Annotated in this window: 19 protein-coding genes; 4 read left to right on the top strand and 15 right to left on the bottom strand. The window is 58.2% G+C overall.

The window, feature by feature from the left end; translation table 11 throughout:
- Window positions 1–464: 464 nt before the first annotated feature.
- Window positions 465–3,170, top strand: coding sequence for an HTH-type transcriptional regulator MalT (malT, locus tag CSK29544_RS06020; protein WP_029039086.1), 2,706 nt, complete (start codon window positions 465–467; stop codon window positions 3,168–3,170).
- A 208-nt stretch (window positions 3,171–3,378) separates the two neighbouring features.
- Here the strand turns inward: malT and CSK29544_RS06015 are convergent, their stop codons facing one another.
- The 3 genes from CSK29544_RS06015 to glpE all read right to left on the bottom strand — a co-directional run bounded on the left by CSK29544_RS06015 (window position 3,379) and on the right by glpE (window position 5,398).
- Window positions 3,379–4,137 carry a DeoR/GlpR family transcriptional regulator gene (locus CSK29544_RS06015; RefSeq protein ID WP_004388028.1) on the bottom strand — a complete coding sequence of 253 codons (759 nt, stop codon included), beginning with the start codon at window positions 4,135–4,137 and terminating at the stop codon, window positions 3,379–3,381.
- Window positions 4,138–4,162: 25 nt separating this feature from the next.
- A complete protein-coding gene (gene glpG / locus CSK29544_RS06010) occupies window positions 4,163–4,993 on the bottom strand; it encodes a rhomboid family intramembrane serine protease GlpG (RefSeq protein WP_007899829.1) in 831 nt (276 codons plus the stop codon).
- Between the two features lie 75 nt (window positions 4,994–5,068).
- On the bottom strand, window positions 5,069–5,398 hold the full coding sequence (gene glpE / locus CSK29544_RS06005; RefSeq protein WP_004388026.1) for a thiosulfate sulfurtransferase GlpE: 330 nt from the start codon (window positions 5,396–5,398) through the stop codon (window positions 5,069–5,071).
- 221 nt (window positions 5,399–5,619) lie between these two features.
- Between glpE and glpD the strand changes: the two genes are divergently transcribed.
- Window positions 5,620–7,137 carry a glycerol-3-phosphate dehydrogenase gene (gene glpD / locus CSK29544_RS06000; protein WP_007899831.1) on the top strand — a complete coding sequence of 506 codons (1,518 nt, stop codon included), beginning with the start codon at window positions 5,620–5,622 and terminating at the stop codon, window positions 7,135–7,137.
- 147 nt (window positions 7,138–7,284) lie between these two features.
- Window positions 7,285–8,844, top strand: a complete 1,560-nt coding sequence (locus tag CSK29544_RS05995; protein ID WP_007899832.1) for a sensor domain-containing diguanylate cyclase — start codon at window positions 7,285–7,287, stop codon at window positions 8,842–8,844.
- Here the strand turns inward: CSK29544_RS05995 and CSK29544_RS05990 are convergent.
- The 7 genes from CSK29544_RS05990 to asd form a co-directional block, all read right to left on the bottom strand.
- Window positions 8,835–9,296: a hypothetical protein gene (locus tag CSK29544_RS05990; RefSeq protein WP_007899837.1), complete on the bottom strand. Its 462-nt coding sequence runs from the start codon at window positions 9,294–9,296 to the stop codon at window positions 8,835–8,837. The two genes, CSK29544_RS05995 and CSK29544_RS05990, sit on opposite strands and share 10 nt — an antisense overlap.
- Window positions 9,297–9,364: 68 nt before the next feature.
- Entirely contained in the window at window positions 9,365–11,812 is a 2,448-nt protein-coding gene (gene glgP, locus CSK29544_RS05985; protein ID WP_012126372.1) for a glycogen phosphorylase, read from the bottom strand.
- Window positions 11,813–11,824: 12 nt separating this feature from the next.
- On the bottom strand, window positions 11,825–13,258 hold the full coding sequence (gene glgA / locus CSK29544_RS05980) for a glycogen synthase GlgA (RefSeq protein WP_004388021.1): 1,434 nt from the start codon (window positions 13,256–13,258) through the stop codon (window positions 11,825–11,827).
- Window positions 13,259–13,356: 98 nt separating this feature from the next.
- Window positions 13,357–14,640 carry a glucose-1-phosphate adenylyltransferase gene (gene glgC, locus CSK29544_RS05975; protein WP_007899845.1) on the bottom strand — a complete coding sequence of 428 codons (1,284 nt, stop codon included), beginning with the start codon at window positions 14,638–14,640 and terminating at the stop codon, window positions 13,357–13,359.
- Between the two features lie 13 nt (window positions 14,641–14,653).
- Window positions 14,654–16,636, bottom strand: a complete 1,983-nt coding sequence (glgX, locus tag CSK29544_RS05970) for a glycogen debranching protein GlgX (RefSeq protein WP_032976215.1) — start codon at window positions 16,634–16,636, stop codon at window positions 14,654–14,656.
- The gene (gene glgB, locus CSK29544_RS05965; RefSeq protein ID WP_004388018.1) at window positions 16,623–18,818 is read right to left on the bottom strand and encodes a 1,4-alpha-glucan branching enzyme; all 2,196 of its coding nucleotides are present in this window, start codon (window positions 18,816–18,818) and stop codon (window positions 16,623–16,625) included. Before glgB ends, glgX begins: the two co-directional genes overlap by 14 nt.
- 267 nt (window positions 18,819–19,085) lie before the next feature.
- Window positions 19,086–20,192: an aspartate-semialdehyde dehydrogenase gene (gene asd, locus CSK29544_RS05960; protein WP_012126368.1), complete on the bottom strand. Its 1,107-nt coding sequence runs from the start codon at window positions 20,190–20,192 to the stop codon at window positions 19,086–19,088.
- Between the two features lie 168 nt (window positions 20,193–20,360).
- On the opposite strand from asd, the gene CSK29544_RS05955 reads away from it, so the two are divergent.
- Window positions 20,361–20,954, top strand: coding sequence for a YhgN family NAAT transporter (locus CSK29544_RS05955; RefSeq protein WP_004388017.1), 594 nt, complete (start codon window positions 20,361–20,363; stop codon window positions 20,952–20,954).
- 40 nt (window positions 20,955–20,994) lie between these two features.
- Here CSK29544_RS05955 and gntU read toward each other — a convergent pair whose 3' ends face one another.
- From gntU to CSK29544_RS05930, 5 genes are all read right to left on the bottom strand, one after another.
- Entirely contained in the window at window positions 20,995–22,335 is a 1,341-nt protein-coding gene (gene gntU / locus CSK29544_RS05950) for a gluconate transporter (RefSeq protein ID WP_014727889.1), read from the bottom strand.
- Window positions 22,336–22,338: 3 nt separating this feature from the next.
- Window positions 22,339–22,866: a gluconokinase gene (gene gntK, locus CSK29544_RS05945; protein WP_007899862.1), complete on the bottom strand. Its 528-nt coding sequence runs from the start codon at window positions 22,864–22,866 to the stop codon at window positions 22,339–22,341.
- Between the two features lie 141 nt (window positions 22,867–23,007).
- Window positions 23,008–24,003, bottom strand: a complete 996-nt coding sequence (gene gntR, locus CSK29544_RS05940; protein WP_007765042.1) for a gluconate operon transcriptional repressor GntR — start codon at window positions 24,001–24,003, stop codon at window positions 23,008–23,010.
- A 104-nt stretch (window positions 24,004–24,107) separates the two neighbouring features.
- Window positions 24,108–24,803 (bottom strand): pirin family protein, encoded by a 696-nt coding sequence (locus tag CSK29544_RS05935; RefSeq protein WP_004388011.1) that lies wholly within the window; start codon window positions 24,801–24,803, stop codon window positions 24,108–24,110.
- Between the two features lie 121 nt (window positions 24,804–24,924).
- Window positions 24,925–25,965, bottom strand: coding sequence for an oxidoreductase (locus tag CSK29544_RS05930; protein WP_007899870.1), 1,041 nt, complete (start codon window positions 25,963–25,965; stop codon window positions 24,925–24,927).
- Window positions 25,966–26,070: the final 105 nt, after the last annotated feature.

Genomic DNA, 26,070 nt, shown 5'->3' with positions numbered 1-26,070 from the left:
ACTAAAACCCCCACAAAAAGCGTTAAAACCTGCGGGAACATCTGCAAAACGTACCGCTTCACTCGACATATTCCCCTTGAGAGCATGCGAAAGCGGAAGCGCTGTTACAGCAGAAACGAATTCTCACTAAAAATAACGCTTCAGCTCCCTTCCGGCGCATTTTTACGGTGATTCTGCGCACAAAACCCACTGAAAATATGGCAGGTTTGCAAGGTTTACTGTGCCAGTGGCGAAATAAAACTCATCCACACCTTAACGCAAAGCCAGAGCCAACGGCCTTTGCAGGCGAACGTGGGTGAAATATTCACAGAAAAAATGGAAATGTGACAGAGTGCAACTTTAACGTGCCCAAAAAAGGACATAACTTGCATTCATGCTGATTCTGTCCGACCTTAATTTAGTATTAATTACGAAGCTCAAAAAAAATCGTCATCTCTTTGCCTCCTGCACAGTGAAGTGATCCTATGTTGATACCGTCTAAGTTAAGTCGCCCGGTTCGTCTTGAACACACTGTGGTTCGTGAACGTCTGCTGGCTAAATTATCCGGCGCTAGCAACTACCGGCTGGCGCTAATCACCAGCCCCGCCGGCTACGGAAAAACGACGTTAATTTCCCAGTGGGCCGCAGGTAAGACGGAGCTGGGCTGGTATTCGCTTGCCGAAGGCGATAACCAACCGGAGCGCTTCGCCAGCTATCTTATCGCCGCTATTCAGCAGGCGACCGGTGGCCACTGTGCCAGCAGCGAAGTGATGGCCCAGAAACGCCAGTACGCGAGCCTCTCTTCCCTGTTCGCGCAGCTTTTCATCGAGCTGGCGGACTGGCCGCGCCCGCTCTTTCTGGTGATTGATGATTACCATCTCATCACCAATCCGGTTATTCATGAGGCGATGCGCTTCTTCCTGCGTCATCAGCCCGATCATCTGACGCTGGTGGTGCTTTCGCGCAACCTGCCGCAACTGGGTATCGCTAACCTGCGCGTGCGCGAGCAGTTGCTCGAAATCGGCAGCCAGCAGCTCGCCTTTACGCACCAGGAAGCGCGCCAGTTTTTCGACTGCCGCCTGAGCCAGCCCATCGAACCGGCGCAAAGCAACCGTCTTTGCGACGACGTCGCAGGCTGGGCCACCGCGCTGCAACTCATTGCGCTTTCGGCACGTCAGAATACCGGCGCGGTGCATCAGTCGGCGCGCCGGCTGGCAGGCATTAACGCCAGCCACCTGTCCGATTACCTGGTCGATGAAGTGCTGAATAACGTCGATAACGACACCCGTCAGTTTTTACTGAAAAGCGCCCTGCTGCGCTCAATGAACGACGCGCTGATCGTGCGCGTGACCGGCGAAGAAAATGGCCAGATGCGTCTGGAAGAGATCGAACGCCAGGGGCTGTTTTTGCAACGGATGGATGATTCCGGTGAATGGTTCAGCTATCACCCGCTGTTCGGTAGTTTTCTGCGTCAGCGCTGCCAGTGGGAGCTGTCGACCGAGCTGCCGGATATCCACCGCGCCGCGGCGGAGAGCTGGATGGCGCAGGGGTTTCCGAGCGAGGCGATTCACCACGCGCTCGCGGCGGGCGACGCCAGTATGCTGCGCGACATCCTGCTTAATCACGCCTGGGGGCTGTTCAACCACAGTGAACTCACTCTGCTGGAACAGTCTTTAAAAGCCCTGCCCTGGGAAAGCCTGCTGGCGAACCCGCGCCTCGTGCTGTTGCAGGCCTGGCTGATGCAAAGCCAGCACCGCTACAGCGAAGTCAACACCCTGCTGGCGCGCGCCGAGCAGGAGATGAAAGGCGAAATGGACGACACGCTGCATGGCGAATTCAACGCCCTGCGCGCGCAGGTGGCGATTAACGACGGCGACCCGGACGAGGCCGAGCGGCTGGCGATGGTCGCGCTGGAGACGCTGCCGCTGGCGAATTTCTACAGCCGCATCGTGGCGACATCCGTCCACGGCGAAGTGCTGCACTGCAAAGGCGATTTAACGAAATCGCTGTCGGTGATGCAGCAGACCGAGCTGATGGCACGCCGTCACGATGTCTGGCACTACGCGCTCTGGAGCCTTATCCAGCAGAGCGAAATTCTCTTCGCCCAGGGCTTTTTGCAGGCGGCCTGGGAGACGCAGGAAAAAGCCTTTACGCTTATTCAGGAGCAGCATCTCGAACAGCTGCCGCTGCATGAGTTCCTGCTGCGTATTCGCGCACAGCTCTTGTGGGCCTGGGCGCGGCTGGATGAAGCGGAAGCCTGCGCGCGCACCGGAATGACCGTGCTCGCGAACTACCAGCCGCAGCAGCAGTTGCAGTGCCTGGCGCTGCTGGTGCAGTGCTCGCTGGCGCGCGGCGATCTCGACAACGCCCGCAGTCACCTCAACCGTCTCGAAAATCTGCTCGGTAACGGCCATTACCACAGCGACTGGGTTTCTAACGCCGACAAAGTGCGGGTAATTTACTGGCAGATGACGGGCGACAAAGCCGCCGCCGCCGCCTGGCTGCGCCAGACGCCGAAACCGGCCTTCGCCAATAACCATTTCCTGCAAAGCCAGTGGCGCAATATCGCGCGCGTGCAGATCCTGCTTGGCGATTACGAGCCCGCGGAGATGGTGCTGGAAGAGCTCAACGAAAACGCCCGCAGCCTGCGGCTGATGAGCGATATCAACCGCAACCTGCTGTTGCTGAATCAGCTTTACTGGAATGCCGGTCGCAAAAGCGACGCCCAGCGCGTACTGATGGAGGCGTTAACGCTCGCCAACCGCACCGGGTTTATCAGCCATTTCGTGATTGAAGGCGAAGCAATGGCGCAGCAGTTGCGTCAGCTGTTGCAGCTCAATACGCTGCCAGAGATTGAACAGCATCGCGCGCAGCGCATTCTGCGCGACATTAACCAGCATCATCGCCATAAATTCGCGCATTTTGACGAGAACTTCGTCAATAAGCTGCTGAATCACCCGGAAGTGCCGGAGTTGATCCGCACCAGCCCGCTGACCCAACGCGAATGGCAGGTGCTGGGGCTTATCTACTCCGGTTACAGCAACGATCAGATTGCCGGTGAGCTTGATGTGGCGGCGACCACGATTAAAACGCATATCCGCAATTTGTATCAGAAGCTTGGCGTGGCGCACCGTCAGGACGCCGTTCAGCACGCCCAGCAGTTGTTGAAGATGATGGGGTATGGGGTTTAAAAGCGGTATTGATAAGGGCGATTGATGCGGATACATGGTGGGTGCGCTGCGCTTACCCACCCTACAAAAATATGCCGTTGATGCGAATACACGGTGGGTGCGCTGCGCTTACCCACCCTACATAATATTACGATGAACTGAATCGTAGGGCGGGTAAGCAAAGCGCACCCGCCGTCCCACCAACAACCACACCGCAAAACTCACCACATCAACACAACTCTAACTGCACCTTATTGGCGGTAATCACCTGCATCACGCCCGCAGGCGGCATGGTGTCGGTATAAACCGCGTCCACAAGGCTGATACTGCCTAAATTTACCATCGCGTTGCGGCCAAACTTGGAGTGATCCACCACCAGCATCACGTGGCGCGAGTTCTCGATAATCGCGCGCTTGGTGCGTACTTCGTGATAATCGAACTCCAGCAGCGAGCCGTCGCTGTCGATGCCGCTGATACCCAGAATGCCGAAATCGAGCCTGAACTGAGAGATAAAATCGAGCGTCGCCTCGCCGATAATCCCGCCGTCGCGGCTGCGCAACTCACCGCCCGCCAGAATGATACGGAAATCATCCTTCACCATCAGCGTATTCGCCACGTTCAGGTTATTGGTCACGATACGCAGGTTCTCATGATTTAACAGCGCGTGCGCCACCGCTTCCGGCGTGGTGCCAATATCGATAAACAGCGTCGCGCCGTTGGGGATCTGGCTTGCCACTTTATAGGCGATACGCTCTTTTTCCGCCGTCTGGGTCGCCTTGCGGTCATGCCAGGAGGTATTGACCGAGCTTGACGGTAACGCCGCGCCGCCGTGGTGGCGCAGGATCATATTTTGTTCTGCAAGATCGTTGAGGTCGCGACGGATGGTTTGCGGGCTGACGGCAAACTGCTCCACCAGCTCTTCGGTACTCACATAGCCCTGTTTTTTGACCAGTTCAATAATGGCATCGTGACGTTGTGTTTGCTTCACACCCTTCTCCTGACGTGTTGCCGTATTATTTTCGTTTTCGCGCATGCAGGGTATCTGTCATGGCCATCGCCAGGCCAATCAGCATCCCCGCCACCAGATCGGCATTCGCCGTCTTGTTGCCAAACAGCCCCAGGCCGCCGATAGCGAGCCACAGCAGCATAAACACCAGAATGCCGCGAGGCAGATAAAGCCCGCTTTCCGGCTCGCGTTCCCCGCGCAGCCAGACATAGCCCACCAGCGCATAGACCACGCCGCCGAGGCCGCCGAACCACGGGCCGGCAATTTGATACTGAATAACGCCGCCCACCAGCGCCGTCACCAGCGTTAGCGTCAGCAGTTTACCGCTGCCGACGCTACGCTCCAGCGGACCGGCAAGATACCACCACCATAGCAGATTGAAGATCAGGCTCAGCAGGGAAAAGTGCAACAGCAGCGGGCTGACATAGCGCCAGAGTTGAAATTTGAGAGAGGGATCGAACGGCCATGCAAGCCAGACGGCCACTTGCGGAGAACCAATGATGCTCATCGCGAGATACGCCACGACGCACAGCGCCATCATGCCGAGCGTCAGCGGGCCTGCGTGGGCGCGCACGCTCGCCATAAACGGATACGAGCGATAGCGCAAACCGGCGTTCAGTTGCCCTGTCTGCCAGCTCGCGGAGAGATAGCGCGGATCGCCGGGGTGCGCGAGAAAATAGCTCAGCTCCGCTTTGACCCTTTCCGCCTGCGCCTCATCGGCAAGCCAGATATCCCAGGTGTCATGCCGCTGGATTTCCAGTATCACGCCCTGGGTGGCCATATAGTCAACAAACGCCTGTGCAAGACGCGGGTTGTCAAACGAGTTAATCATCAACATAGCAAGTCGTTCTTTTCAGAAAGGTATCTCCACATGAGGCAAACAGTATACCTGCGAACGACGCGCAGATGATGCTTAACTCTCGCCGTGCGCCACTTCCGCCGGGAAATGGCGATGCCAGGCGTCGAAACCGCCGTCCACGCTGTAGACCTGGTCATAACCCTGGTGAAGCAGATACTGCGCCGCTCCTTTGCTGCTATTGCCGTGATAGCACATCACCAGCACCGGCACGTCGAAATCGGTCTGCTGCATAAAGGCGGGCAGCGTGGCGTTGGTTAAATGAAACGCGCCAGGCGTGTGGCCCATCGCATAACTTTGCGGATCGCGAATATCCACCAGCACGGCGTTCCCCTGCTGCAGTTTCTGGTGCGCTTCTTCGACATTAATACATTCAAACTGATCCATGGTGATCTCTTTCATCTTTAAAGGGGCGTAAGACCGGCCAACCGCGCGAGGCGCTATGCCGATAATAACGTAAGTGTAAGGCTTCCTCCGTCTGTAACGCCATAATGTTATTCACATCACACGGAAATGTTTTTTTGTTGTTATCAAAAGCGCGTTTGTTTGCTATTATGAGCGATAACGAACATTTATGAGCTTTAACGAAAGTGCGTGAGGGCAGCAGCATGGAAACCAAAGATCTGATTGTGATAGGTGGGGGCATCAACGGTGCCGGTATCGCGGCAGACGCCGCAGGGCGTGGACTCTCTGTGCTGATGCTGGAAGCGCAGGATCTGGCGTGCGCCACTTCTTCCGCCAGCTCCAAGTTGATCCACGGCGGGCTGCGCTATCTGGAACATTACGAGTTCCGTCTGGTCAGCGAAGCGCTGGCAGAACGTGAAGTGCTGCTGAAAATGGCGCCGCACATCGCGTTCCCGATGCGCTTTCGTCTGCCGCACCGCCCGCATCTTCGCCCGGCTTGGATGATCCGCACCGGTCTGTTCATGTACGATCACCTCGGCAAACGCACCAGTCTGCCGGGCTCCACCGGTTTGCGTTTTGGTTCGGATTCAGTGCTGAAGCCGGAAATCGTGCGCGGTTTCGAATATTCCGACTGCTGGGTCGACGACGCGCGTCTGGTGCTGGCGAACGCCCAGATGGTCGTTAAAAAAGGCGGCGAAGTGCTGACTCGCACCCACGCCACCTCCGCGCGTCGCGAAAACGGCATGTGGATCGTGGAAGCGGAAGATATCGATACCGGCGAAACCTACACCTGGCAGGCGCGCGGCTTAGTGAACGCCACCGGCCCGTGGGTGAAAAACTTCTTTGATGACGGCCTGAAACTGAAATCGCCTTACGGTATCCGCCTGATCAAAGGCAGCCATATCGTCGTGCCGCGCGTGCATAACCAGAAACAGGCTTACATCCTGCAAAACGAAGATAAGCGTATCGTGTTTGTTATCCCGTGGATGGATGAGTTCTCGATAATCGGCACTACCGACGTCGAATATAAAGGCGACCCGAAAGAAGTGGCTATCGACGAATCCGAAATCAGCTATCTGCTCAAAGTCTATAACGCGCACTTCAAAAAACAGCTTGCCCGCGATGACGTGGTCTGGACCTACTCCGGCGTGCGTCCGCTGTGCGATGACGAATCGGATTCGCCGCAGGCGATCACCCGTGATTACACGCTCGATATTCACGATGAGAACGGCAAAGCGCCGCTGCTGTCGGTCTTCGGCGGTAAACTCACGACGTACCGTAAGCTTGCCGAACACGCGATGGAAAAACTGTCGTCCTATTACAGCAATATCGGCCCGGCGTGGACCCGCAACGCCGTGCTGCCGGGTGGCGCTTTCCAGGGCGAGCGCGACGACTACGCCGCACAGCTGCGTCGCCGTTACCCGTTCATCAGTGAAACGCTGGCGCGCCACTACGCGCGTACCTACGGCAGTAACAGCGAGCTGATTCTGGGCGATGCTGCAGATATCCACGCGCTTGGCGAACACTTCGGCCATGAGTTTTACGAAGCGGAACTGCGCTATCTGGTCGAGCACGAATGGGTGCGCCGTCTGGATGACGCCATCTGGCGTCGTACCAAACTCGGTATGTGGCTCAACGGTGAAGAACAGTCGCGCGTGGCGCAGTGGCTCACTGAAAACGTCGGCAAAAAAGCCAATGTGAAGCTGTCGCTGGCGTCGTAACCCCTTCCCCTTTCGCGGCCGTGTCTTCTCCTGCGCGGCCGCGTCTTTTTATCTGCTAACTCCCCGCATTAACGTGTATTTCTGTCGCTACAATTAATAACATCGTATTACTATGGGTTATTAAACCCCCTCTCAGGAGAGCGCCGCTTGCGCAAGGCAACATCCCGTTCGCCGGATGCCGTAATGCTGGCTTTTTTACTGCTGATTTCGCTGCTGGTGATGGCGGTCAGCGGCGGATCGCTGTGGCAATCGTGGCGACACAGTGTCGAGGAGACAGAGCGTCAGGCGCGTAACCAGGCGCTTTCCCTGGCGCGGCAGGCAGAAGATACTTTTTTCCAGGTTCAGTTGACGCTGGATGATCTCTCGCGGCGTGCGGACGATATTTTCCTGCAGCCTGCCGAATGGAACGGCCCGCGCGGCCTGCTCGCCCAACAACAGCGCCAGCTGACGCAACTGCAGGGGTTGTTTGTCTACGACACCCGCGGCGACTGGCTCGCCACCTCGGCGAGCGGCTTTCCGGCGCAGGCGAACAGCGCCGACCGCGACTATTTCATCTGGCACAGCCAGCACAGCGACACCGGCATACGCATCGGCCATGTGATCCGCAGCCGTGCTACGGGGGAACTGGTGGTGCCCGTTTCGATGCGGCTGAATACCCCGGAAGGCCGCTTTCGCGGCGTGTTACTGGCAACGGTGAAACTCGACTATTTCCGCCAGTTTTATGGCTATTACGAAATGGGGCCAGGCGACACTTTGGGGATCACCTTCACCGACAGCACGGTGCTGTATGTGCGCCCTTTCCCCGATTCCTATATTAACCGCACCCTCTCCTCCAGCCCGCTGTTTACGCGGATGCTGAAAATCGCCCCGACCGGCGGCGGCGCCTGGAAATCGGCGATCGACGGCGTGCCGCGCATTTTCGGTTACGCCACGCTTGCGCGTTATCCGCTGGTGGTGTCGGCCGGTTATGATGTCGATGAACTTCGCGCCGCCTGGTGGCGTAACAATATTCCGACACTGGCGCTTAACGCCGTGCTGCTTGGTGTGGTGTTGGTATTCGGCGTGCTGGTTTTGCGCCAGATCCGCGCCAGCCTGCGCTATCAGCGCGAACTTATTGTGCTGCGTGACGATCTCACGCGCTCTAATCATATTCTTCAGGATCTGGCGCTGCTGGATGGCTTAACCGGGCTGCCTAATCGTCGCCAGTTCGATATTTATCTGGAACAGTGTATGACGCGCGCGCAGGCAACCGGTGCGCCGGTGTCACTGGTGATGTGCGATATCGACTATTTTAAAAGCTACAACGACACGCTGGGCCATGTGGCGGGCGATGAGTGCCTGAAAGCGGTGGGCGAGATTTTGCATCATCTGCCGCTGCACAAATCTGACAGAGTGGCGCGTTACGGCGGCGAAGAGTTTGCCATTATTCTGCCGGGTGCGAACGCACATGCTGCTGAACAGGTGGCGATGCGCGCGCTTCAGGCGATTCAGCAGGCCCGGCTGGCGCATCCGGCGACGCCGATGGTGGAGAAAGTACTGACGATTAGCGCTGGCACCGCCACGATGACAGGTGACGACGCCAGTGGAGAGACGCTAAAAAACCAGGCCGACGAGGCGCTTTATCAGGCCAAACGCGCGGGCCGCAACTGCGTGGTGGGTGCCACAGGCGTAAGCCACACGCCGCTGGCCACCCCCTATCACGCGTGACGGGCGCGGCGGCGTCCGTAATAAAATCCGGCAAGTAAGGATGCCTGTGCGGCGGCGGGCAGCCACAGCGGCCATACAAAGAAAACGTCCTTCGCGAGCAGCCAGACGTATGCGCTCGGGAGCCAGCCGGCAAAGAATAGCGACCCCCGCGGCGCGTCTGGCAAAAACCCCGCCCTGGTACTGAACACGGCGGCACACAGCAGATACCAGACAAGCACCGCCCAGAACACCCGCGCGCTGTCGGGGCGTCGTGTCGCCTGATGTTTGCCAAGCAGCGCCAGCGACACGCCTTGCAGCACCAGCAGTACGGCGATACCGATGTTCGCTGAGGCATATATGCGCATCACGCCTGAAAGCGCGAAATCCGCCACCGCGCCGTATACCTGAGCCAGTAATGGCGCGCCTGCCAGCGAGACGAGCAGCGCGCCCGCCCATGTTGTTTTCTTCGTCATCCTTGCCTTTCGCACCCATAAAAAAACCAGAGCGTCGCCACTCTGGTTGTGTTGATAACGCGTCGATCTTACAGGCGTACAGGCGTGATGTGCCAGATATTTTCCGCGTACTCCTGAATGGTGCGGTCTGAGGAGAAGTAGCCCATGTTCGCGATGTTATGCATCGCGCGCGTGGTCCATACTTCCGGCTGCAGATAAAGCTCGTCCACCTTCTCCTGACAATCCACGTAGCTGCGGTAATCCGCCAGCACCTGATAGTGATCGCCAAAGTTAATCAGCGAATCCACCAGATCGCGGTAGCGGCCCGGCTCTTCAGGGCTGAACACCCCGGTCGCTATCTGAGTCAGTACCTGGCGTAACTCTTCATCCTTCTCGTAGTAATCGCGCGGGTTATAGCCTGCGCGACGCAGCGCTTCCACTTCATCCGCCGTGTTACCAAAGATGAAAATGTTCTCTTCGCCGACATGCTCCTGCATCTCTACGTTCGCGCCATCGAGCGTGCCGATGGTCAGTGCGCCGTTGAGCGCAAACTTCATGTTACTGGTGCCGGACGCCTCAGTACCCGCGAGAGAAATCTGCTCTGAGAGATCGGCTGCCGGAATGATGAGCTGCGCAAGGCTGACGCTGTAGTTCGGGATAAACACCACTTTCAGGCGATCCTTCACGTCCGCGTCGTTGTTGATGACTTTTGCCACATCGTTGATCAGGTGAATAATATGCTTCGCCATGTAATACGCCGAGGCGGCTTTACCGGCGAAAATATTCACGCGCGGCACCCACTCCAGATCCGGATCGGCTTTGATGCGGTTATAGCGCGTAATGACGTGCAGCACGTTCATGAGCTGACGCTTGTACTCGTGAATACGCTTGATCTGCACGTCAAAGAGCGCTTTCGGGTTGACCACGACATTGAGATGCTGCGCGATGTAAATCGCCAGACGCTTTTTATTCTCAAGCTTGGCTTCGCGCACCTGCTGGTTCACCGTCGGGTAGTCGATGTGCTGTTCCAGTTCGCTCAACTGGCTGAGATCGGTGCGCCAGGTGCGCCCGATATTCTCATCCAGCACGTCGGAGAGCGACGGGTTCGCCAGCGCCAGCCAGCGGCGCGGCGTCACGCCGTTGGTGACGTTCAAAAAGCGCATCGGGAAGATGTTGGCGAAATCGGCAAACAGCGACTGGACCATCAGGTTCGAGTGCAGTTCAGACACGCCATTCACCTTGTGGCTGATAATGACCGCAAGCCAGGCCATACGCACGCGACGCCCGCCCGACTCGTCGATAATCGACACGCGGCTTAAGAGCCCGGTATCGTTCGGGTATTGCTCCTGAATGGTACGCAGGAAGTAATCGTTAATTTCAAAAATGATCTGCAGATGGCGCGGCAGGATCTTGCCGAGCATATCCACAGGCCAGGTCTCCAGCGCCTCGCTCATTAGCGTATGGTTGGTGTAGGAGAACACCTGACAGGTTACTTCAAATGCTTCATCCCAGCTGAACTTATGCTCGTCGATAAGCAGGCGCATCAGCTCCGGAATCGACAATACCGGGTGGGTGTCGTTCAGGTGAATCGCCACTTTCTGCGCCAGGTTGGCGTAGGTTTTATGCAGCATGTAGTGGCGGTTTAAAATGTCCTGCACCGTCGCCGAGACCAGGAAATACTCCTGACGCAGACGAAGCTCACGCCCGGAATAGGTGGAATCGTCCGGGTAAAGCACGCGCGACACGTTCTCGGAGTGGTTTTTATCTTCCACCGCCGCAAAGTAGTCGCCCTGGTTGAACTTACCGAGGTTAATCGCGCTACTGGCCTGCGCGCTCCAGAGCCGCAGTGTGTTGGTGGCATCGGTGTCGTAGCCGGGAACGATCTGGTCAGAGGCGACTGCGATAATTTCTTCAGTTTCCACCCAGCGGGTCTTTTTGCCTTCCTGCTGAATACGCCCGCCGAAGCGCACTTTATAACGCGTATTGTGGCGCTGGAACTCCCACGGGTTGCCATATTCCAGCCAGTAATCCGGCGATTCTTTCTGGCGACCGTCAACGATGTTTTGCTTAAACATCCCGTAGTCGTAGCGAATGCCATAGCCGCGGCCCGGCAGGCCGAGCGTCGCCAGCGAATCCAGGAAACAGGCCGCAAGGCGCCCGAGGCCGCCGTTGCCAAGACCGGGGTCGTTTTCTTCGTCGATGAGTTCTTCCAGGCTCAGGCCCATCCCCTCCAGCGCGTCCCGCACATCTTCATAGATGCCAAGCGACAACAGGGCGTTTGAGAGCGTGCGGCCAATCAGAAACTCCATCGACAGATAGTAAACCTGTCGCACTTCCTGTGAGAGTTGCGCGCGAGTAGAGCGCAGCCAGCGCTCCACCATGCGATCGCGCACCGCAAACAGCGTGGCGTTCAGCCATTCATGTTTGTTAGCGATGGCCGGATCTTTACCGATGGTGAACATCAGCTTGTAAGCGATAGAGTGCTTTAACGCCTCCACGCTCAGGGTTGGCGACGCATAGCTAAAGGGTTCATTCATCGACGTGTTCCTTTACAACAAGCGTTGATAAAGTTCGCGGTAGGATTTCGCCGCGACCTGCCAGCTAAAGTCCATCCCCATCGCCTGACGTTGTACAAAACGCCAGAGGGACGGACGGGACCACAATACGAAAGCGCGCCGGATAGCCCGCAGCAGCGACCAGGCGTTGCTGTCTTCAAAGACAAAACCGCTGGCGATGCCGTCCGCCAGGTTCTCCAGCGAGCTGTCGGAAACGGTATCCGCAAGCCCACCGGTGCGACGCACCAGCGGCAGCGTGCCATATTTCAGGCCGTAGAGCTGCGTTAACCCGCACGGCTCAAAGCGGCTCGGCACTAAAATCACATCCGCGCCGCCCATAATGCGGTGCGAGAACGCCTCGTGATAGCCAATCTGCACGCCGACCTGGCCCGGATGTTCCGCCGCGGCGGCGAGGAACCCTTCCTGAAGCACCGGATCGCCTGCCCCCAGCAGCGCCAGTTGTCCGCCCTGCTCCAGCAGGCCCGGCAGCGCCTCCAGCACCAGATCCAGCCCTTTCTGGCTGGTGAGGCGGCTGACCACCGCAAACAGCGGCACTTTGTCATTCACCTTCAGGCCCATCGCAATCTGCAACTGGCGCTTGTTTTCCGCTTTCTCTTCCAGCGTATCGCGGGTATAGCGCGAGGCCAGCAATAAGTCGTGCGCCGGGTTCCAGATGTTTTCATCGACGCCGTTCAGGATGCCCGACAGCCGCCCTTCACTGTGGCGCTGTTTCAGCAGCCCTTCCAGGCCATAGGCGAACTGCGGCTCGGTGATTTCGCGCGCGTAGGTCGGGCTCACCGCCGTAATATGATCGGCATAGTAGAGGCCCGCCTTGAGGAACGAAATCTCGCCGTTGAACTCCAGCCCATTCATATTAAACATCGACCATGGCAATCCGATTTCATCCATGTGATGCGCATAAAACATGCCTTTATAGGCGAGGTTATGCACCGTAAACACGGATTTCGCCGGACGCCCGCGCGCTGCCAGATACGCAGGCGTCAGGCCCGCATGCCAGTCATGCGCGTGAACGATATCAGGCCGCCAGAACGGATCGAGCCCGGCCGCCATCTCGCTGCCCACCCAACCCAGCAGGGCGAAGCGAATCACGTTGTCGGCGTAGGCGTAAAGGTTGGTGTCGTGATAAGGGCTGCCCGGACGATCATAGAGATGCGGCGCATCGATAAGATAGATGCCGACGCCGTTGAAGTGTCCGTATAACAAAGAGATACGCCCGGCGAAGGTGTCACGACGCGTAATCACTTTGGCATCCGCGACCCCGCGACGGAGATCGGGGAAGCCTGGCAGTAGCACGCGCGTATCCACCCCTTCGGCAATCTGCGCAGCAGGCAACGCGCCAAGGACATCCGCCAGACCACCCGTTTTCAGTAGCGGAAAAAGTTCAGAACATACATGTAAGACCTGCATTATCTCTCCCGTTGAAAGTCACAGCGCAACAGGCGCGCCGAACGCGAAACCATCGCGCGCGGAAATTCTCGTCCGTGCGCACATAATCCTTGTGCGACTCAGGCTGACAAACGCGCCAGCATGTCGCGGGTCACCAAAACAATTCCCTCTTCGGAGCGGTAGAAACGGCGAGCATCCTCTTCGGCGTTTTCGCCAATCACCATTCCTTCAGGGATAACACAGGCCCGGTCGATGATGCAGCGACGCAGGCGGCAGGAGCGGCCAACCCAGACATCAGGCAGCAGCGCCGCAGAATCAATATTGCAAAACGAGTTCACGCGCACGCGCGGGAACAGCACTGACTGCACCACCACCGATCCGGAAATTATGCAGCCACCGGAGACCAGCGAGTTCAGCGTCATGCCGTGGCTGCCGGAGCGGTCCTGCACGAACTTGGCAGGCGGCAACGACTCCATGTGCGTACGAATCGGCCAGTCCTGGTCATACATATCCAGCTCCGGCGTCACCGAGGCGAGATCGAGATTCGCCTTCCAGTACGCCTCAAGCGTTCCCACGTCGCGCCAGTACGGCTCGGCGTTCGGGTCGGACTGCACGCATGAAAGCGTGAACGGATGCGCGTACGCTTCGCCGCTGTACGTCACTTTCGGGATAATGTCTTTCCCGAAGTCGTGGCTGGAGGATTCGTTTTTGTCATCCTCTTCCAGCAACTCATAAAGATAGTCGGCATCAAAAATATAGATGCCCATACTGGCGAGCGCTTTAGTCTCGTCGCCAGGCATCGAAGGCGGGTTGGCGGGTTTTTCCACGAAGTCGATGACTTTGCTGTTTTCATCCACCGCCATCACCCCAAATGCACGTGCTTCCGCCACCGGTACCGGCAGGCAGGCCACGGTGCAGCGCGCGCCTTTTTCGACATGGTCGATAAGCATGCGCGAGTAGTCCTGCTTGTAGATGTGATCGCCCGCGAGGATGACCACATACTCCGCTTTGTAGCGACGAATGATGTCGAGGTTCTGAGTCACAGCATCCGCGGTGCCGCGATACCAGGTTTCGCCGTGTACGCGCTGCTGGGCGGGCAGAAGGTCGACAAACTCATTCATCTCTTCGCTGAAGAACGACCAGCCGCGCTGGATGTGCTGCACCAGCGTGTGCGACTGATACTGCGTGATAACCCCGATGCGCCGAATGCCCGAGTTAATGCAGTTCGACAGCGCGAAGTCGATAATGCGGAACTTGCCGCCGAAATGAACGGCGGGCTTGGCGCGGGTCGCGGTCAAGTCTTTCAACCGCGTGCCGCGGCCCCCAGCCAGAATCAGCGCCACGGATTTCAACGGCAACTGCCTTGCCAGCATCAACGGATCTTTCTTTTCAAGCCTGACCATGACGAACTCCTGTTTATGACTTCCGGAAGACGCACACACCGTGCGCAGGCCCATGCCATACAGCCATGACAACCGGATTATCCTCTCCGGCAAATGGAGGAACGGCGCGCCATTCCCCTTCAGGTAATACGATCTCGCTTACTTCATCGCGGCCGTTAAGGGTAACAAGCCAGCGATCGGACAAGAGGATTTGCAGCTGGCGTGCGCCGCTGTGCCACTCCTCGGGTCGCATCGGCGCGCCTGCGGCGTTCAGCCAGCGGACGTTGCCGTCGTTCTCTTCCCACCACCGTGACGCGGTGAGCGCCGGGATCTGTCTGCGCAGGCGAATCAGCGCCGCGGTATACGCGACAAGCCCTTCGTCCGCCTGCGACCAGTCAAACCAGGTCAGTTCGTTATCCTGGCAATACGCGTTGTTATTGCCATGCTGGCTGTGGCCCTGTTCATCGCCCGCCAGCAACATCGGCGTACCCTGCGACAGCAGCAGCGACGCCAGCAGCGCATGCGTGCTCGCACGCCGCGCGTCCTGAACGCTCTGCCCGCCGCCCAGGCCCTCATAACCGTGATTATTGCTGTGGTTTTCCCACGCGCCGTCGCGGTTATCCTCGCCGTTCGCTTCGTTATGCTTGCCGTTAAACGACACGCAGTCGCGCAGCGTAAAACCGTCATGCGCCGTCACCAGATTGACGCACGCCCACGGCTCACGGCCGTTTCTGCGGTATACATCCGCCGACGCGGCGACGCGCGTAGCGACTTCGCCCACATCCAGCTCGCTTCGCAGCCAGAAGCGGCGCATATCGTCGCGAAAGCGGTCGTTCCACTCGGCGAACGGCGGCGGATAGTTGCCCACCTGATAGCCGCCGGGGCCGATATCCCACGGCTCAACGATAAGCTTCACCGCGGACAGCGACCGGTCGCGGCGCATCGCCTCAAAAAGCGGCGCATCCTGACGAAATTCCGGCGTGCGGCCCATGACCGTCGCCAGATCGAACCGGAAACCGTCAACGTGGCACTGCTCCACCCAGAATTTCAGGCAGCCGATGGCATAATCCACCACCGCCGGATGGCTCAGGTTCAGCGTGTTACCGCAGCCGGTCCAGTTGTGATAATCGCCGTCGTCCTGTATCCAATAATAGCTACGGTTATCAATTCCGCGCAGGGAGAAGGTCGGTCCTTCGAGATCCAGTTCGGCGCTGTGGTTAAGCACGATATCGAGAATGACCTCGATGCCCGCTTTATGCAGCGCTTTGACGGCGTCGCGAAATTCATTGAGCGCCGCCTGCGGCGCGGGCTGCGAGGCGTAACGCGTCTCGATGGCCCACAGCGCCAGCGGGTTGTAGCCCCAGTAGTTAGCGAGGCCGAGACGTTGCAGCCGCGGCTCGCTACAGAATTTCGCAACAGGTTGTAACTCCAGCGCCGTGATGCCGAGCCGCTGGAACCAGGCGATCATCGCCGGGTGGCCGAGCGCCGCATAGGTACCGCGCAGGGCAGGCGGAATGTCCGGGTGCAGGCGCGTCAAACCGCGCACGTGCGCCTCGTAAATCACCGTCTCGCCCCAGGCGATGTTGGGCGGCGCGTCGTCTTCCCAGTCGTAGCGGTCATCCATCACGACCGATTTCGGCATCGCGTCGCGGTTGTCACGCGGGTCCGGCGTGTCGATGCCGCCGTACAGGCGCGGATCGTCGATAACATCGCCCTCCACGCCGCGAGCGCATGGATCGAGCAGCAGTTTCGCCGGGTTAAAGCGGTGGCCCTGCGCCGGGTTCCACGGGCCATGCACGCGGTAGCCATAGCGCAGGCCAGGACGCGCGCCCGGCAGATAACCGTGCCAGACGTCGCCGCTACGCGCAGGCAGCGCGTAACGCGTTTCGTTGCCGCTTGCATCAAACAGGCACAGCTCCACCTTTTCCGCATGCGCGGAAAACAGCGTGAAATTCACGCCCGCGCCGTCAAACCAGGCGCCAGGCGGAGCGGAATGGCCTGCGTTAAGCTGCATCATCTGCCTCTCTGACCAGCCAGATAGTGGCAAGCGGCGGCAGCGTCAGGGAGAGCGAGTTGTCGCGCCCGTGGCTGGCGATGGCCTCGCTGCGCACCTTGCCGCCGTTCCCGGCGTTGCTGCCATGATAGTGCTGCGAATCCGTATTCAGGATTTCGCGCCACTCGCCCGGCTGGTTAATGCCAAAGCGATAGTTATGGCGCACCACCGGTGTGAAGTTACTGGCGACAATGATTTCATTGCCCTGCGAATCGCGACGCACGAAGATAAATACCGAGTTCTGGTTATCCTCTACCACTAACCATTCGAAGCCATAAGGATCGAAATCAAGTTCATGCAGCGCTTTGTGGTGGCGATACGTGGAATTGAGATCGCGCACCAGTCTTTGCACGCCGTGGTGCCAGTTGTCATCGCCTTCCAGCAGATGCCAGTCGAGGCTGGCGTCGTGGTTCCACTCGCGCCCCTGCGCAAACTCGTTGCCCATGAACAGCAGTTTTTTACCCGGGAAGCCCCACATCCACGCGTAGTAGGCGCGCAGGTTGGCGAATTTCTGCCAGGCGTCGCCGGGCATACGGTCAAGGATGGATTTTTTGCCATGCACCACTTCGTCGTGCGACAGCGGCAGAACGAAGTTTTCGGTGTAGTTGTAAATCATCCCGAAGGTCATTTTGTGGTGATGGTACTGGCGATAGACCGGATCGAGCTTCATGTAGTCGAGCGTGTCGTGCATCCAGCCCAGGTTCCACTTGTACCAGAAGCCAAGCCCGCCCGATTCCGGCGGCCGTGAGACGCCAGGGAAATCGGTGGACTCTTCCGCCATCGTCACCGCGCCGTTGACCTGCTCGCCGATAATGCGGTTGGTGTTGCGCAGAAACTCCATCGCCTCCAGGTTTTCGCGCCCGCCGTACTGGTTCGGGATCCACTCGCCTTCTTTGCGGCTGTAGTCGCGATAAATCATTGAGGCGACAGCGTCCACACGCAGCGCGTCGATACCGAAACGCTCCGTCCAGTAGAGCGCGTTGCCCACCAGGAAGTTGCTCACTTCGCGGCGGCCATAGTTGTAGATAAGCGTGTTCCAGTCCTGGTGATAGCCTTCGCGCGGGTCGCTGTGCTCATAGAGCGCCGTGCCGTCAAAATTCGCCAGCGCGAAATCATCAGACGGGAAGTGGCCCGGCACCCAGTCGAGAATAACGTTCAGCCCCGCGGCGTGCGCGGCGTTGATGAAATAGCGGAACTCTTCGCGCGTGCCGAAACGGCGCGTCGGCGCGTACAGCCCGGTCGGCTGATAGCCCCAGCTGCCGTCGAACGGGTGTTCGTTAACCGGCAACAGTTCGATATGGGTAAAGCCCATCCACTTTACATACGGGATCAGCTGGTCAGCCAGCTCGCGGTAGCTCAGCCAGAAATTGTTGTCGGTATGGCGACGCCATGAACCCAGATGCACTTCGTAAATCGAGATCGGCGCATCGAAGCGGTTAGCGTCCTGACGCGCCGTGTTCGGCTCGACTTTTTCCGGCAGGCCGCAGATAAGCGACGCGGTATCCGGGCGCATCTGCGCCTCAAACGCATACGGGTCGGATTTCATGCGCAAATGGCCGTTCGCGTCGATCATTTCATATTTATAGAGCTGGCCGTTGTGCGCGCCGGGGATGAAGAGTTCCCAGATGCCGCTCTCTTTACGCAGACGCATCGGGTGGCGGCGGCCATCCCAGTAGTTGAACTGCCCCACCACGGAGACACGCTGCGCGTTCGGCGCCCAGACGGAAAAGCGCGTGCCGGTGACGCCGTCCATCGTATCCGGATGCGCGCCGAGCGTTTCATAAGGACGTAAATGCGTGCCTTCGGAAAGCAGCCAGACATCCAGCTCCTGAAGCAGCGGCCCGAAGCGATACGGGTCATCAATCAGATTTTGCTGCCCGTGCCAGACCACGGCCAGTTGATAGCGAAAAGGATTTTTACGACGCGGCATCACGCCGCTGAAAAAACCGCGAGAATCCAGACACTCAAGCTTGCCCACTTTACGCCCGGTCTTGGGTTCGATGACCCAGACTTCAGTAGCGTCGGGAAGCAGCGCACGGACTTCGATCCCGGCGTCGGTGGTGTGCATGCCCAGAACGGAGAAAGGATCCGAAAAATGGCCCGCAATCAGCGCATTAATCACGTCTCTTGAGACACGATCAGACATGGTTATCATCCTGTTTATTTGGTGTCGCCCCATTCCAGCCTTACGCCTTCGCGTCCGGTAGCGACACTCTTAATGACCTGAACGGGCAGAGCCTGAAGCATTCCTGCGGCTGTGCCGTTCCACCTGGAAGTATGACGAGTAAGACCCGTCTTATGCTAAGCATAGCCAGGGGATTCTGTTCCCCCTCAGAAAATATGAAACATTCGTCTTTTCTTTAATTGACGGACATTAAAAAAGAGCGCCGGAGCGCTCTTTTATTAAGGTTATTTACGCCAGCTGACGCAGCATACGCCGCAGCGGCTCGGCAGCGCCCCACAGAAGCTGATCGCCGACGGTAAACGCCGAGAGATACTCCGGCCCCATGTTGAGCTTACGCAGGCGTCCGACCGGCGTGCTGAGCGTGCCGGTAACCGCCGCAGGCGTTAATTCACGTACGGTAATATCGCGGTCGTTCGGCACCACTTTCACCCAGTCGTTATGGCCCGCCAGCAGCGATTCAATGGTGGCAATCGAGACATCTTTTTTCAGCTTCAGCGTAAACGCCTGACTGTGGCAGCGCAGCGCGCCGATACGCACGCACAGGCCGTCTACAGGAATAGTTGATGACGTGCCGAGGATTTTGTTGGTCTCCGCCTGGCCTTTCCACTCTTCGCGGCTCTGGCCGTTATCGAGCTGTTTGTCGATCCACGGGATAAGCCCGCCCGCCAGCGGTACGCCGAAATTATCCACCGGCAGTTCGCCGCTGCGGGTAAGCTGCGTGACTTTGCGTTCGATATCGAGAATGGCGGAAGCCGGGTCGGCGAGTTCCGCCGCCACGTGCTGTTGCAGCAGGCCCATCTGGGTCAGCAGTTCGCGCATATGGCGCGCGCCGCCGCCGGACGCCGCCTGGTATGTGGCGACAGACGCCCACTCCACCAGGTTTTCCGCAAACAGGCCGCCCAGCGACATCAGCATCAGGCTGACGGTGCAGTTGCCACCAACAAAGGTTTTCACGCCTTTATTCAGCCCATCGGTGATCACATGCTGGTTCACCGGGTCGAGAATGATAATGGCGTCATCTTTCATGCGCAGCGAAGACGCCGCGTCAATCCAGTAGCCCTGCCAGCCGCTTTCACGGAGCTTTGGATAGATTTCGTTGGTATAATCGCCGCCCTGGCAGGTCACGATAATGTCCAGCGCCTTCAGCGCTTCCAGATTATAAGCATCCTGAAGCGTGCCGCCGCCCTGTGCGCCAAAGGTGGGCGCGGGCTGGCCAAGCTGGGAAGTAGAGAAAAAGACAGGACGAATGGCGTCAAAATCGCGCTCTTCCACCATGCGTTGCATGAGTACAGAGCCGACCATACCGCGCCAGCCGATAAAACCAACATTTTTCATAACCCGTGTTCCTGCGAGATGTGCTTTGTGTGCGTGCCGGGAGAACCCCGGAGATACTTTCACCATACAAAATGCAGCTAAAGTGGCAAGTGAAATTAATCAATGATCGCCTGAACATCAGAAACAGAGCTAATCAGGCGTCACGTTTACCGTTATCAGGACGCTTTTATGAATGACATTCTCTCCGCCGCCGTCCTGCTGATCCTGATTATGGATCCGCTGGGCAACCTGCCGATTTTTATGTCGGTGCTCAAGCATACCGAGCCGAAACGCCGTCGGGCGATTATGGTGCGCGAGCTGTTTATCGCGCTGCTGCTGATGCTTATTTTCCTGTTCGCGGGCGAGAAGATCCTGGCGTTCCTGAATCTGCGCGCCGAAACCGTCTCTATCTCCGGCGGCATTATTCTGTTCCTTATCGCCATCAAAATGATTTTCCCGAGCCACGAAGGCAACAGCACTGGCCTTCCCGCCGGTGAAGAGCCGTTTATCGTGCCGCTGGCGATCCCGCTGGTCGCAGGCCCAACGCTGCTCGCGACGCTGATGCTGCTGTCGCACCAGTACCCGAACCAGATGGGGCATTTAGTCATCGCGCTGCTGCTCGCCTGGGGCGGCACGTTTGTTATCTTGCTGCAGTCGTCGCTCTTTTTACGGCTGCTCGGCGAGAAAGGCGTCAACGCGCTGGAGCGCCTGATGGGGCTGGTACTGGTGATGCTCGCCACCCAGATGTTCCTGGATGGCATCCGGGCGTGGATGAAGGGATAAGAAAAAGGGCTTCCGTCGGGAAGCCCTTTTTGTTGATGATTCAGGAAAGCAGCGTAAACGCAATCATTCCGACAATCGCGCCGGTGGTGCCGAGCAGCGTTTCCATCATCGTCCAGGTTTTCAGCGTTTGCGCTTCGGTGGCGCCGGTGAACTTACCGAACAGCCAGAAACCGGCGTCGTTGACGTGGCTTACCACAATCGAGCCGCCTGCGATGCAGATAGACAGCGCGGCAAGCTGCGCGCCGGAGAAGTGCAGTTGTTCGATAACCGGCATTACCAGGCCTACCGCCGTCAGGCAGGCGACGGTCGCGGAGCCCTGAATAATGCGCACCGCGGCAGCCAGCACAAAGCAGGTCAGCGCAATCGGCAGGCCCATGCCGGTCAGCGCACCGCCGAGCGCCGGGCCAACGCCAGAATCCACCAGCACCTGTTTGAACACGCCGCCTGCGCCAATCACCAGCAGAATAATGCCCGCCGGTTGCAGCGCCTGGCCGCAGATCGCCATGACTTTCTCTTTTTCCATGCCCTGACGGCGCGCCAGGCCGTAAATCGCCACCAGACAGGCGACGAGAATCGCGGTAAACGGATGGCCGATAAACTGCAGCCATTCGTAGAGCGTCGAACCTTGCTCGGTAAAACGCGCGGCGATGGTTTTCAGGCCCACCAGCACCAGCGGCAGCAGAATCAGCGAGAGGCTGAAGCCGAAAGACGGCAGCTTGCCTTCGCCGAGGTGCGGCTCGCTGATGTCGTCAGGCGTATAGAGCTCGACATAACGGCTGATGAAATTACCGAAAAGCGGCCCGGCGATCAGCATGCCGGGGATGGCCGCGCACAGACCAATTAAAATCATCCAGCCGAAATCGGCATGCATCTGCGAGGCGAGCAGCATTGGCGCAGGCCCCGGCAGCAGAAACGCCGCGGCGGCCGCGACGCCCGCAAACAGCGGGATCACAAGCTTCACAAGATTGGTGCCGGTGTGGCGCGCCATAGAGAACGCAACGCTAATCAAGAGCACAATCGCCACTTCGAAAAACAGCGGCAGCGCGCAAATCAGGCCCGCGAGCCCAATCGCGTAATGCGCGCGGCTGTGGCCGAAGGATTTCAGCATTTTGACGGCAATCTGATCGACCGCGCCGGTTTCATGCAGGATTTTGCCGAACATGGCACCCAGCGCCACCACCACCGCCAGAAAGCCGAGCGTGCCGCCCATGCCTTTTTCCATCGTGGCGGCGATTTTATCGAGCGGCATGCCGGAGAAAAGCCCGGCCCCGATGGAAACCACCATCAGCGCGACAAAGGCGTGCATGCGCGCCTTCATCACCAGGAACAGCAGAAGCAAAACGGACCCTACTGCCGTTAAAACGAGGGTTAATGTATTCACGGCTTACTCGCCTTTGTTGATAAGCGCGATCGTGCTGTCGATAACGTCGTCGAGAGACGGGTTGATATCCACAATCAGCACATCTTTTTCGTCTTCCTGCGGGGCTTCCAGCGCCTCGAACTGCGTCACCAGCATTTGCGGCTTGAAGAAGTGCCCTTTGCGCGCGCGCAGGCGGCTTTCGATCACTTCATAATCGCCTTTCAGCCAGATGAAAGAGAGGTTCGGGTTGCCGCTGCGCAGAATATCGCGATAGCGTTTTTTCAGCGCCGAGCAGACGATGAGCGACACTTTGTTGGTGCGCTGCATGGCGAAAGCGGCGTCGTTGAGCGCCTGCAACCACGGCGTGCGGTCGTCATCGTTAAGCGGATCGCCCGCCGCCATTTTCATAATATTGCGGCGCGGATGCAGAAAGTCGCCATCGAGAAACGCGGCTTTCAGACGATGCGCGACTTCGCTGGCGACAACGGATTTCCCGCTGCCGGAAACGCCCATCAGGATATAAATATGGTGATCATGATTGGTCGTGCTCATTGCAGTACTCCCCTGGCAAAGGCATTACGGATAATGTTACGGGTAACTGTTAACGGTAACATTGTCTGGCTCACACTGAAAATTAGCAATTTCCGCAGGTGCTCAGCATGAATAAGTGTGAGCCAGTTCAAATTTGTGGGATTAAATCGAGCCGCCTGGCGAGAGGGTAAAACCGAGATCGAGCATTTGCGGCGTAACGGTTTCGCCACGAATGCGCGCCAGCAAACGCTCCGCGCCGATACGTCCCATGCGCTCGCGCGGCGTGAGCACGCTGGCGAGCTGCGGCTCCATCACCTGGCCGATATCGTGGCCGTGAAAACCGGCAATCGCCATATCGTCAGGAATGCGCAGCCCCAGACGCTGGCACTCGAACGCGGCGCCAATCGCGAGATCGTCATTGGTACAGAAGATGCTGTCGAGCTGCGGATACTCCCGGCGCGCCTGGCGCAGCAGTTCGCTGCCGGTCGAGAAAGACGAAGAGTGCTCCACCATCACGCTGTAGGGCGTCAGGCCCGCGTCAAGCATCGCCTGCTCGTAGCCCTTCTGTTTCATGATGGTGCGCTCATCAAGACGCGCGCCAAGATACGCCACGTGGCGGTGGCCGCGCGCGATGATGGCCGCCGTCATCTGGCGGGCGGCGTCGAAGTTATCAAACCCCACGGCGATATCCAGACACGGCGAGACGCTGTCCATCAGTTCCACCACCGGAATGCCCGCCACTTCGATCATCTTGAGGGTGCGTGGCGTGTGGTTGCGCTCGGTTAAAATCAGGCCGTCGATATTCCAGGAGAGCATCGATTCCAGGCGCTCCTCTTCCAGCTCCGGCTTGTAGCCGTAGTGGGCGAGCATGGTCTGGTAGCCGTGCGCGTCAATAACGCTTTCGATACCGCGTAAAACTTCGGCGAACACCTGGTTGGTCAGAGAAGGCAGCAGCACGCCAATGGCGCGGCTGGTCGCGTTGGAGAGAATATCCGGCGCGCGGTTGGGAATGTAGCCAAGCTCATCCAGCGCCGCCGCGATTTTACTGCGCAGCGCCAGCGAGACTTGCTCGGGGTTGCGCAGGTAGCGACTGATGGTCATTTTGGTCACGCCGACGCGATCGGCCACATCCTGAAGTACCGGTCTTCTCTTTTTCATCGTCCTGAAGGGGGGATAAGGTCATGGGTAATAACCAGTTTATCACGGACGCGCAACAACCTTCCCCTGTTTAGAGGAAGGTTGCGAGAGAGGTTCAGGATTTATCAGACCGGCGGCAGATCGAACAGCAGGATTTCGCTGTCACTGTCGGCGTGGATTGCAAGCGTCGCTTCATCCCAGATGGCCAGGCCGTCGCTGGTGGTCGCGCGGGTGCCGTTGATGGTCACATCGCCCTTCACGACCTGGATCCAGACGCGGCGGCCAGCGGCGGGCGCATACTCACCGTCTTCGCCATTCAGCAATGCCCAGCGCGACAGTTCCATATCCTGATGCACTTTCAGCGAGCCGTCGCGGGCATCCGGCGACAGGACCAGCTGGCGGCCCTGGGCGGCGTCGAAGCGGCGCTGCTCGTAGCGCGGCTCAATGCCGTTTTCAGACGGAATAATCCAGATCTGGTACAGGCGCAGACGTTCGGTGGCGCTCGGGTTGTACTCCGAGTGGCGCACGCCGGTCCCGGCGCTCATTATCTGGAACTCACCGGCAGGCACCTGCTCTTTGTTGCCCATGCTGTCCTGATGCTCCACCGCGCCTTCCAGCACGTAGGTCAGGATTTCCATGTCTTTATGCGGGTGCGTACCGAACCCCTGGCCTGCGTCGATCACATCGTCGTTAATCACCCGCAGGGCGGAAAAGCCCATGAAATTCGGGTCGTAATAGTTAGCGAACGAGAAGGTGTGCCAGGAATCCAGCCAGCCGTGGTTGGCGTGGCCGCGGTCTTGTGCTTTGCGTAAATAGATCATCGTGTACCCCCTTAGCGATTTGATGGGGTAAGTGTGGACCTGTTACGTCCGCGATCATAGAGGGTGAAAATTGACTCCTCTGTTCAAATTTTGTGAACAAGAACAGAGGAGCCGACAGGCCTTATTTCGCAAGGGTTACGGTCGCGGGAGACGCCTGCTCGAAACCGCGTTCGAGGATCTCAAGGTTCGTGAGCACATCAGATTCTCTGACGTAATTTGGCGCGCCGTTGACGAGCGTACCATAGAGCGCGTCATAGACGCGGCCATAGTCGCCCTCCTCCGGTTTAATCTCTTCGCGCACCGTTTCGCCCTGCGCGTTGACATACTCCAGATGCCCGATGCTCTCATCCGCCGCAAAGCCCGGTTCGCCCGGCATAATCCCGGCTTTCAGGCTGGTCTCCTGCTGGTCGATACCATATTTAATAAACGAGCCCTTTTTGCCGTGAACGATAAATTTCGGGTAGTCGATTTTGACGTAGTGGCTGGTTTTGACGATGGCTTTCAGATCGCCATAAAACAGCTGCGCCTCGAAGGTGTCGTCCGGGTTCGCTTTGTTGCGCAGGCTGCGGATGTCATAGCTGACGTGATCGGGGCGGCCAAACAGTGAGATAATTTGATCCATCGTATGCACGCCGAGCCCGAAAAACATGCCGTCTTCCGGCAGCCCCGGTTTGGTTTCCGCTTCAGGCCGGTAGTAGTCGAAATGGCTTTCAATTTCGACAATCTCGCCCAGCTTGCCGCTCTCAATCACTTTACGCGTGGTCAGAAAACACGAATCAAAGCGGCGGTTCTGATACGGCGTGACCACAAGCCCTTTGCTCCTCGCCAGATCCAGCAGCAGACGCGCATCCGCGACGCTTGTCGTGAATGGTTTCTCCACCAGCACGTTTTTCCCGGCTTCCAGCGCACGCTTCGCATAGTCAAAGTGGCTGTCGGCATGCGTGCAGATCACCACCAGTTTTACCGAGTCGTCGTTCAGGATGTCATCCAGATCGCTCGTAAAGTGAATGTGCTGATAACGCGGGTGGCTTTCCAGCTCCGGTTTAGGGTGACGTCGGAAGATATGCGCGACGTGAAACGTCGCTTTGCGGTGTAAAACGTAGGGAAGATGGTAGCGGGTGGTGCTTTTGCCAAAACCAATAAAAGCGCAATTTATTGTCATTGCCCGGTCCTTTTTAAGAGTAACAGATGGCATTAACCATAGATTACCAGGCAAAAAAAAAGCCAGCACCCGGCTGGCTAAGAAATACTGGAAGCAATGTGAGCA

The organism is Cronobacter sakazakii (assembly GCF_000982825.1).
GTDB classification, from domain to species: domain Bacteria; phylum Pseudomonadota; class Gammaproteobacteria; order Enterobacterales; family Enterobacteriaceae; genus Cronobacter; species Cronobacter sakazakii.
Note: the sequence above shows the minus strand (reverse complement) of the source record. Positions and strands in the feature narration are given on the sequence as shown.

Excerpts from the sequence above, each read along its gene's own strand:
- glgP (WP_012126372.1), bottom strand. The coding sequence starts at position 11,812 with ATGAATGAACCCTTTAGCTATGCGTCGCCAACCCTGAGCGTGGAGGCG.
- glpG (WP_007899829.1), bottom strand. The coding sequence starts at position 4,993 with ATGTTGATGATTAACTCGTTTGACAACCCGCGTCTTGCACAGGCGTTT.
- glpE (WP_004388026.1), bottom strand. The coding sequence starts at position 5,398 with ATGGATCAGTTTGAATGTATTAATGTCGAAGAAGCGCACCAGAAACTG.
- gntR (WP_007765042.1), bottom strand. The coding sequence starts at position 24,003 with ATGAAAAAGAGAAGACCGGTACTTCAGGATGTGGCCGATCGCGTCGGC.
- CSK29544_RS05930 (WP_007899870.1), bottom strand. The coding sequence starts at position 25,965 with ATGACAATAAATTGCGCTTTTATTGGTTTTGGCAAAAGCACCACCCGC.
- gntK (WP_007899862.1), bottom strand. The coding sequence starts at position 22,866 with ATGAGCACGACCAATCATGATCACCATATTTATATCCTGATGGGCGTT.
- glgA (WP_004388021.1), bottom strand. The coding sequence starts at position 13,258 with ATGCAGGTCTTACATGTATGTTCTGAACTTTTTCCGCTACTGAAAACG.
- CSK29544_RS05955 (WP_004388017.1), top strand. The coding sequence starts at position 20,361 with ATGAATGACATTCTCTCCGCCGCCGTCCTGCTGATCCTGATTATGGAT.
- glgC (WP_007899845.1), bottom strand. The coding sequence starts at position 14,640 with ATGGTCAGGCTTGAAAAGAAAGATCCGTTGATGCTGGCAAGGCAGTTG.
- glpD (WP_007899831.1), top strand. The coding sequence starts at position 5,620 with ATGGAAACCAAAGATCTGATTGTGATAGGTGGGGGCATCAACGGTGCC.
- asd (WP_012126368.1), bottom strand. The coding sequence starts at position 20,192 with ATGAAAAATGTTGGTTTTATCGGCTGGCGCGGTATGGTCGGCTCTGTA.
- glgX (WP_032976215.1), bottom strand. The coding sequence starts at position 16,636 with ATGATGCAGCTTAACGCAGGCCATTCCGCTCCGCCTGGCGCCTGGTTT.
- CSK29544_RS05935 (WP_004388011.1), bottom strand. The coding sequence starts at position 24,803 with ATGATCTATTTACGCAAAGCACAAGACCGCGGCCACGCCAACCACGGC.
- malT (WP_029039086.1), top strand. The coding sequence starts at position 465 with ATGTTGATACCGTCTAAGTTAAGTCGCCCGGTTCGTCTTGAACACACT.
- glgB (WP_004388018.1), bottom strand. The coding sequence starts at position 18,818 with ATGTCTGATCGTGTCTCAAGAGACGTGATTAATGCGCTGATTGCGGGC.
- CSK29544_RS05990 (WP_007899837.1), bottom strand. The coding sequence starts at position 9,296 with ATGACGAAGAAAACAACATGGGCGGGCGCGCTGCTCGTCTCGCTGGCA.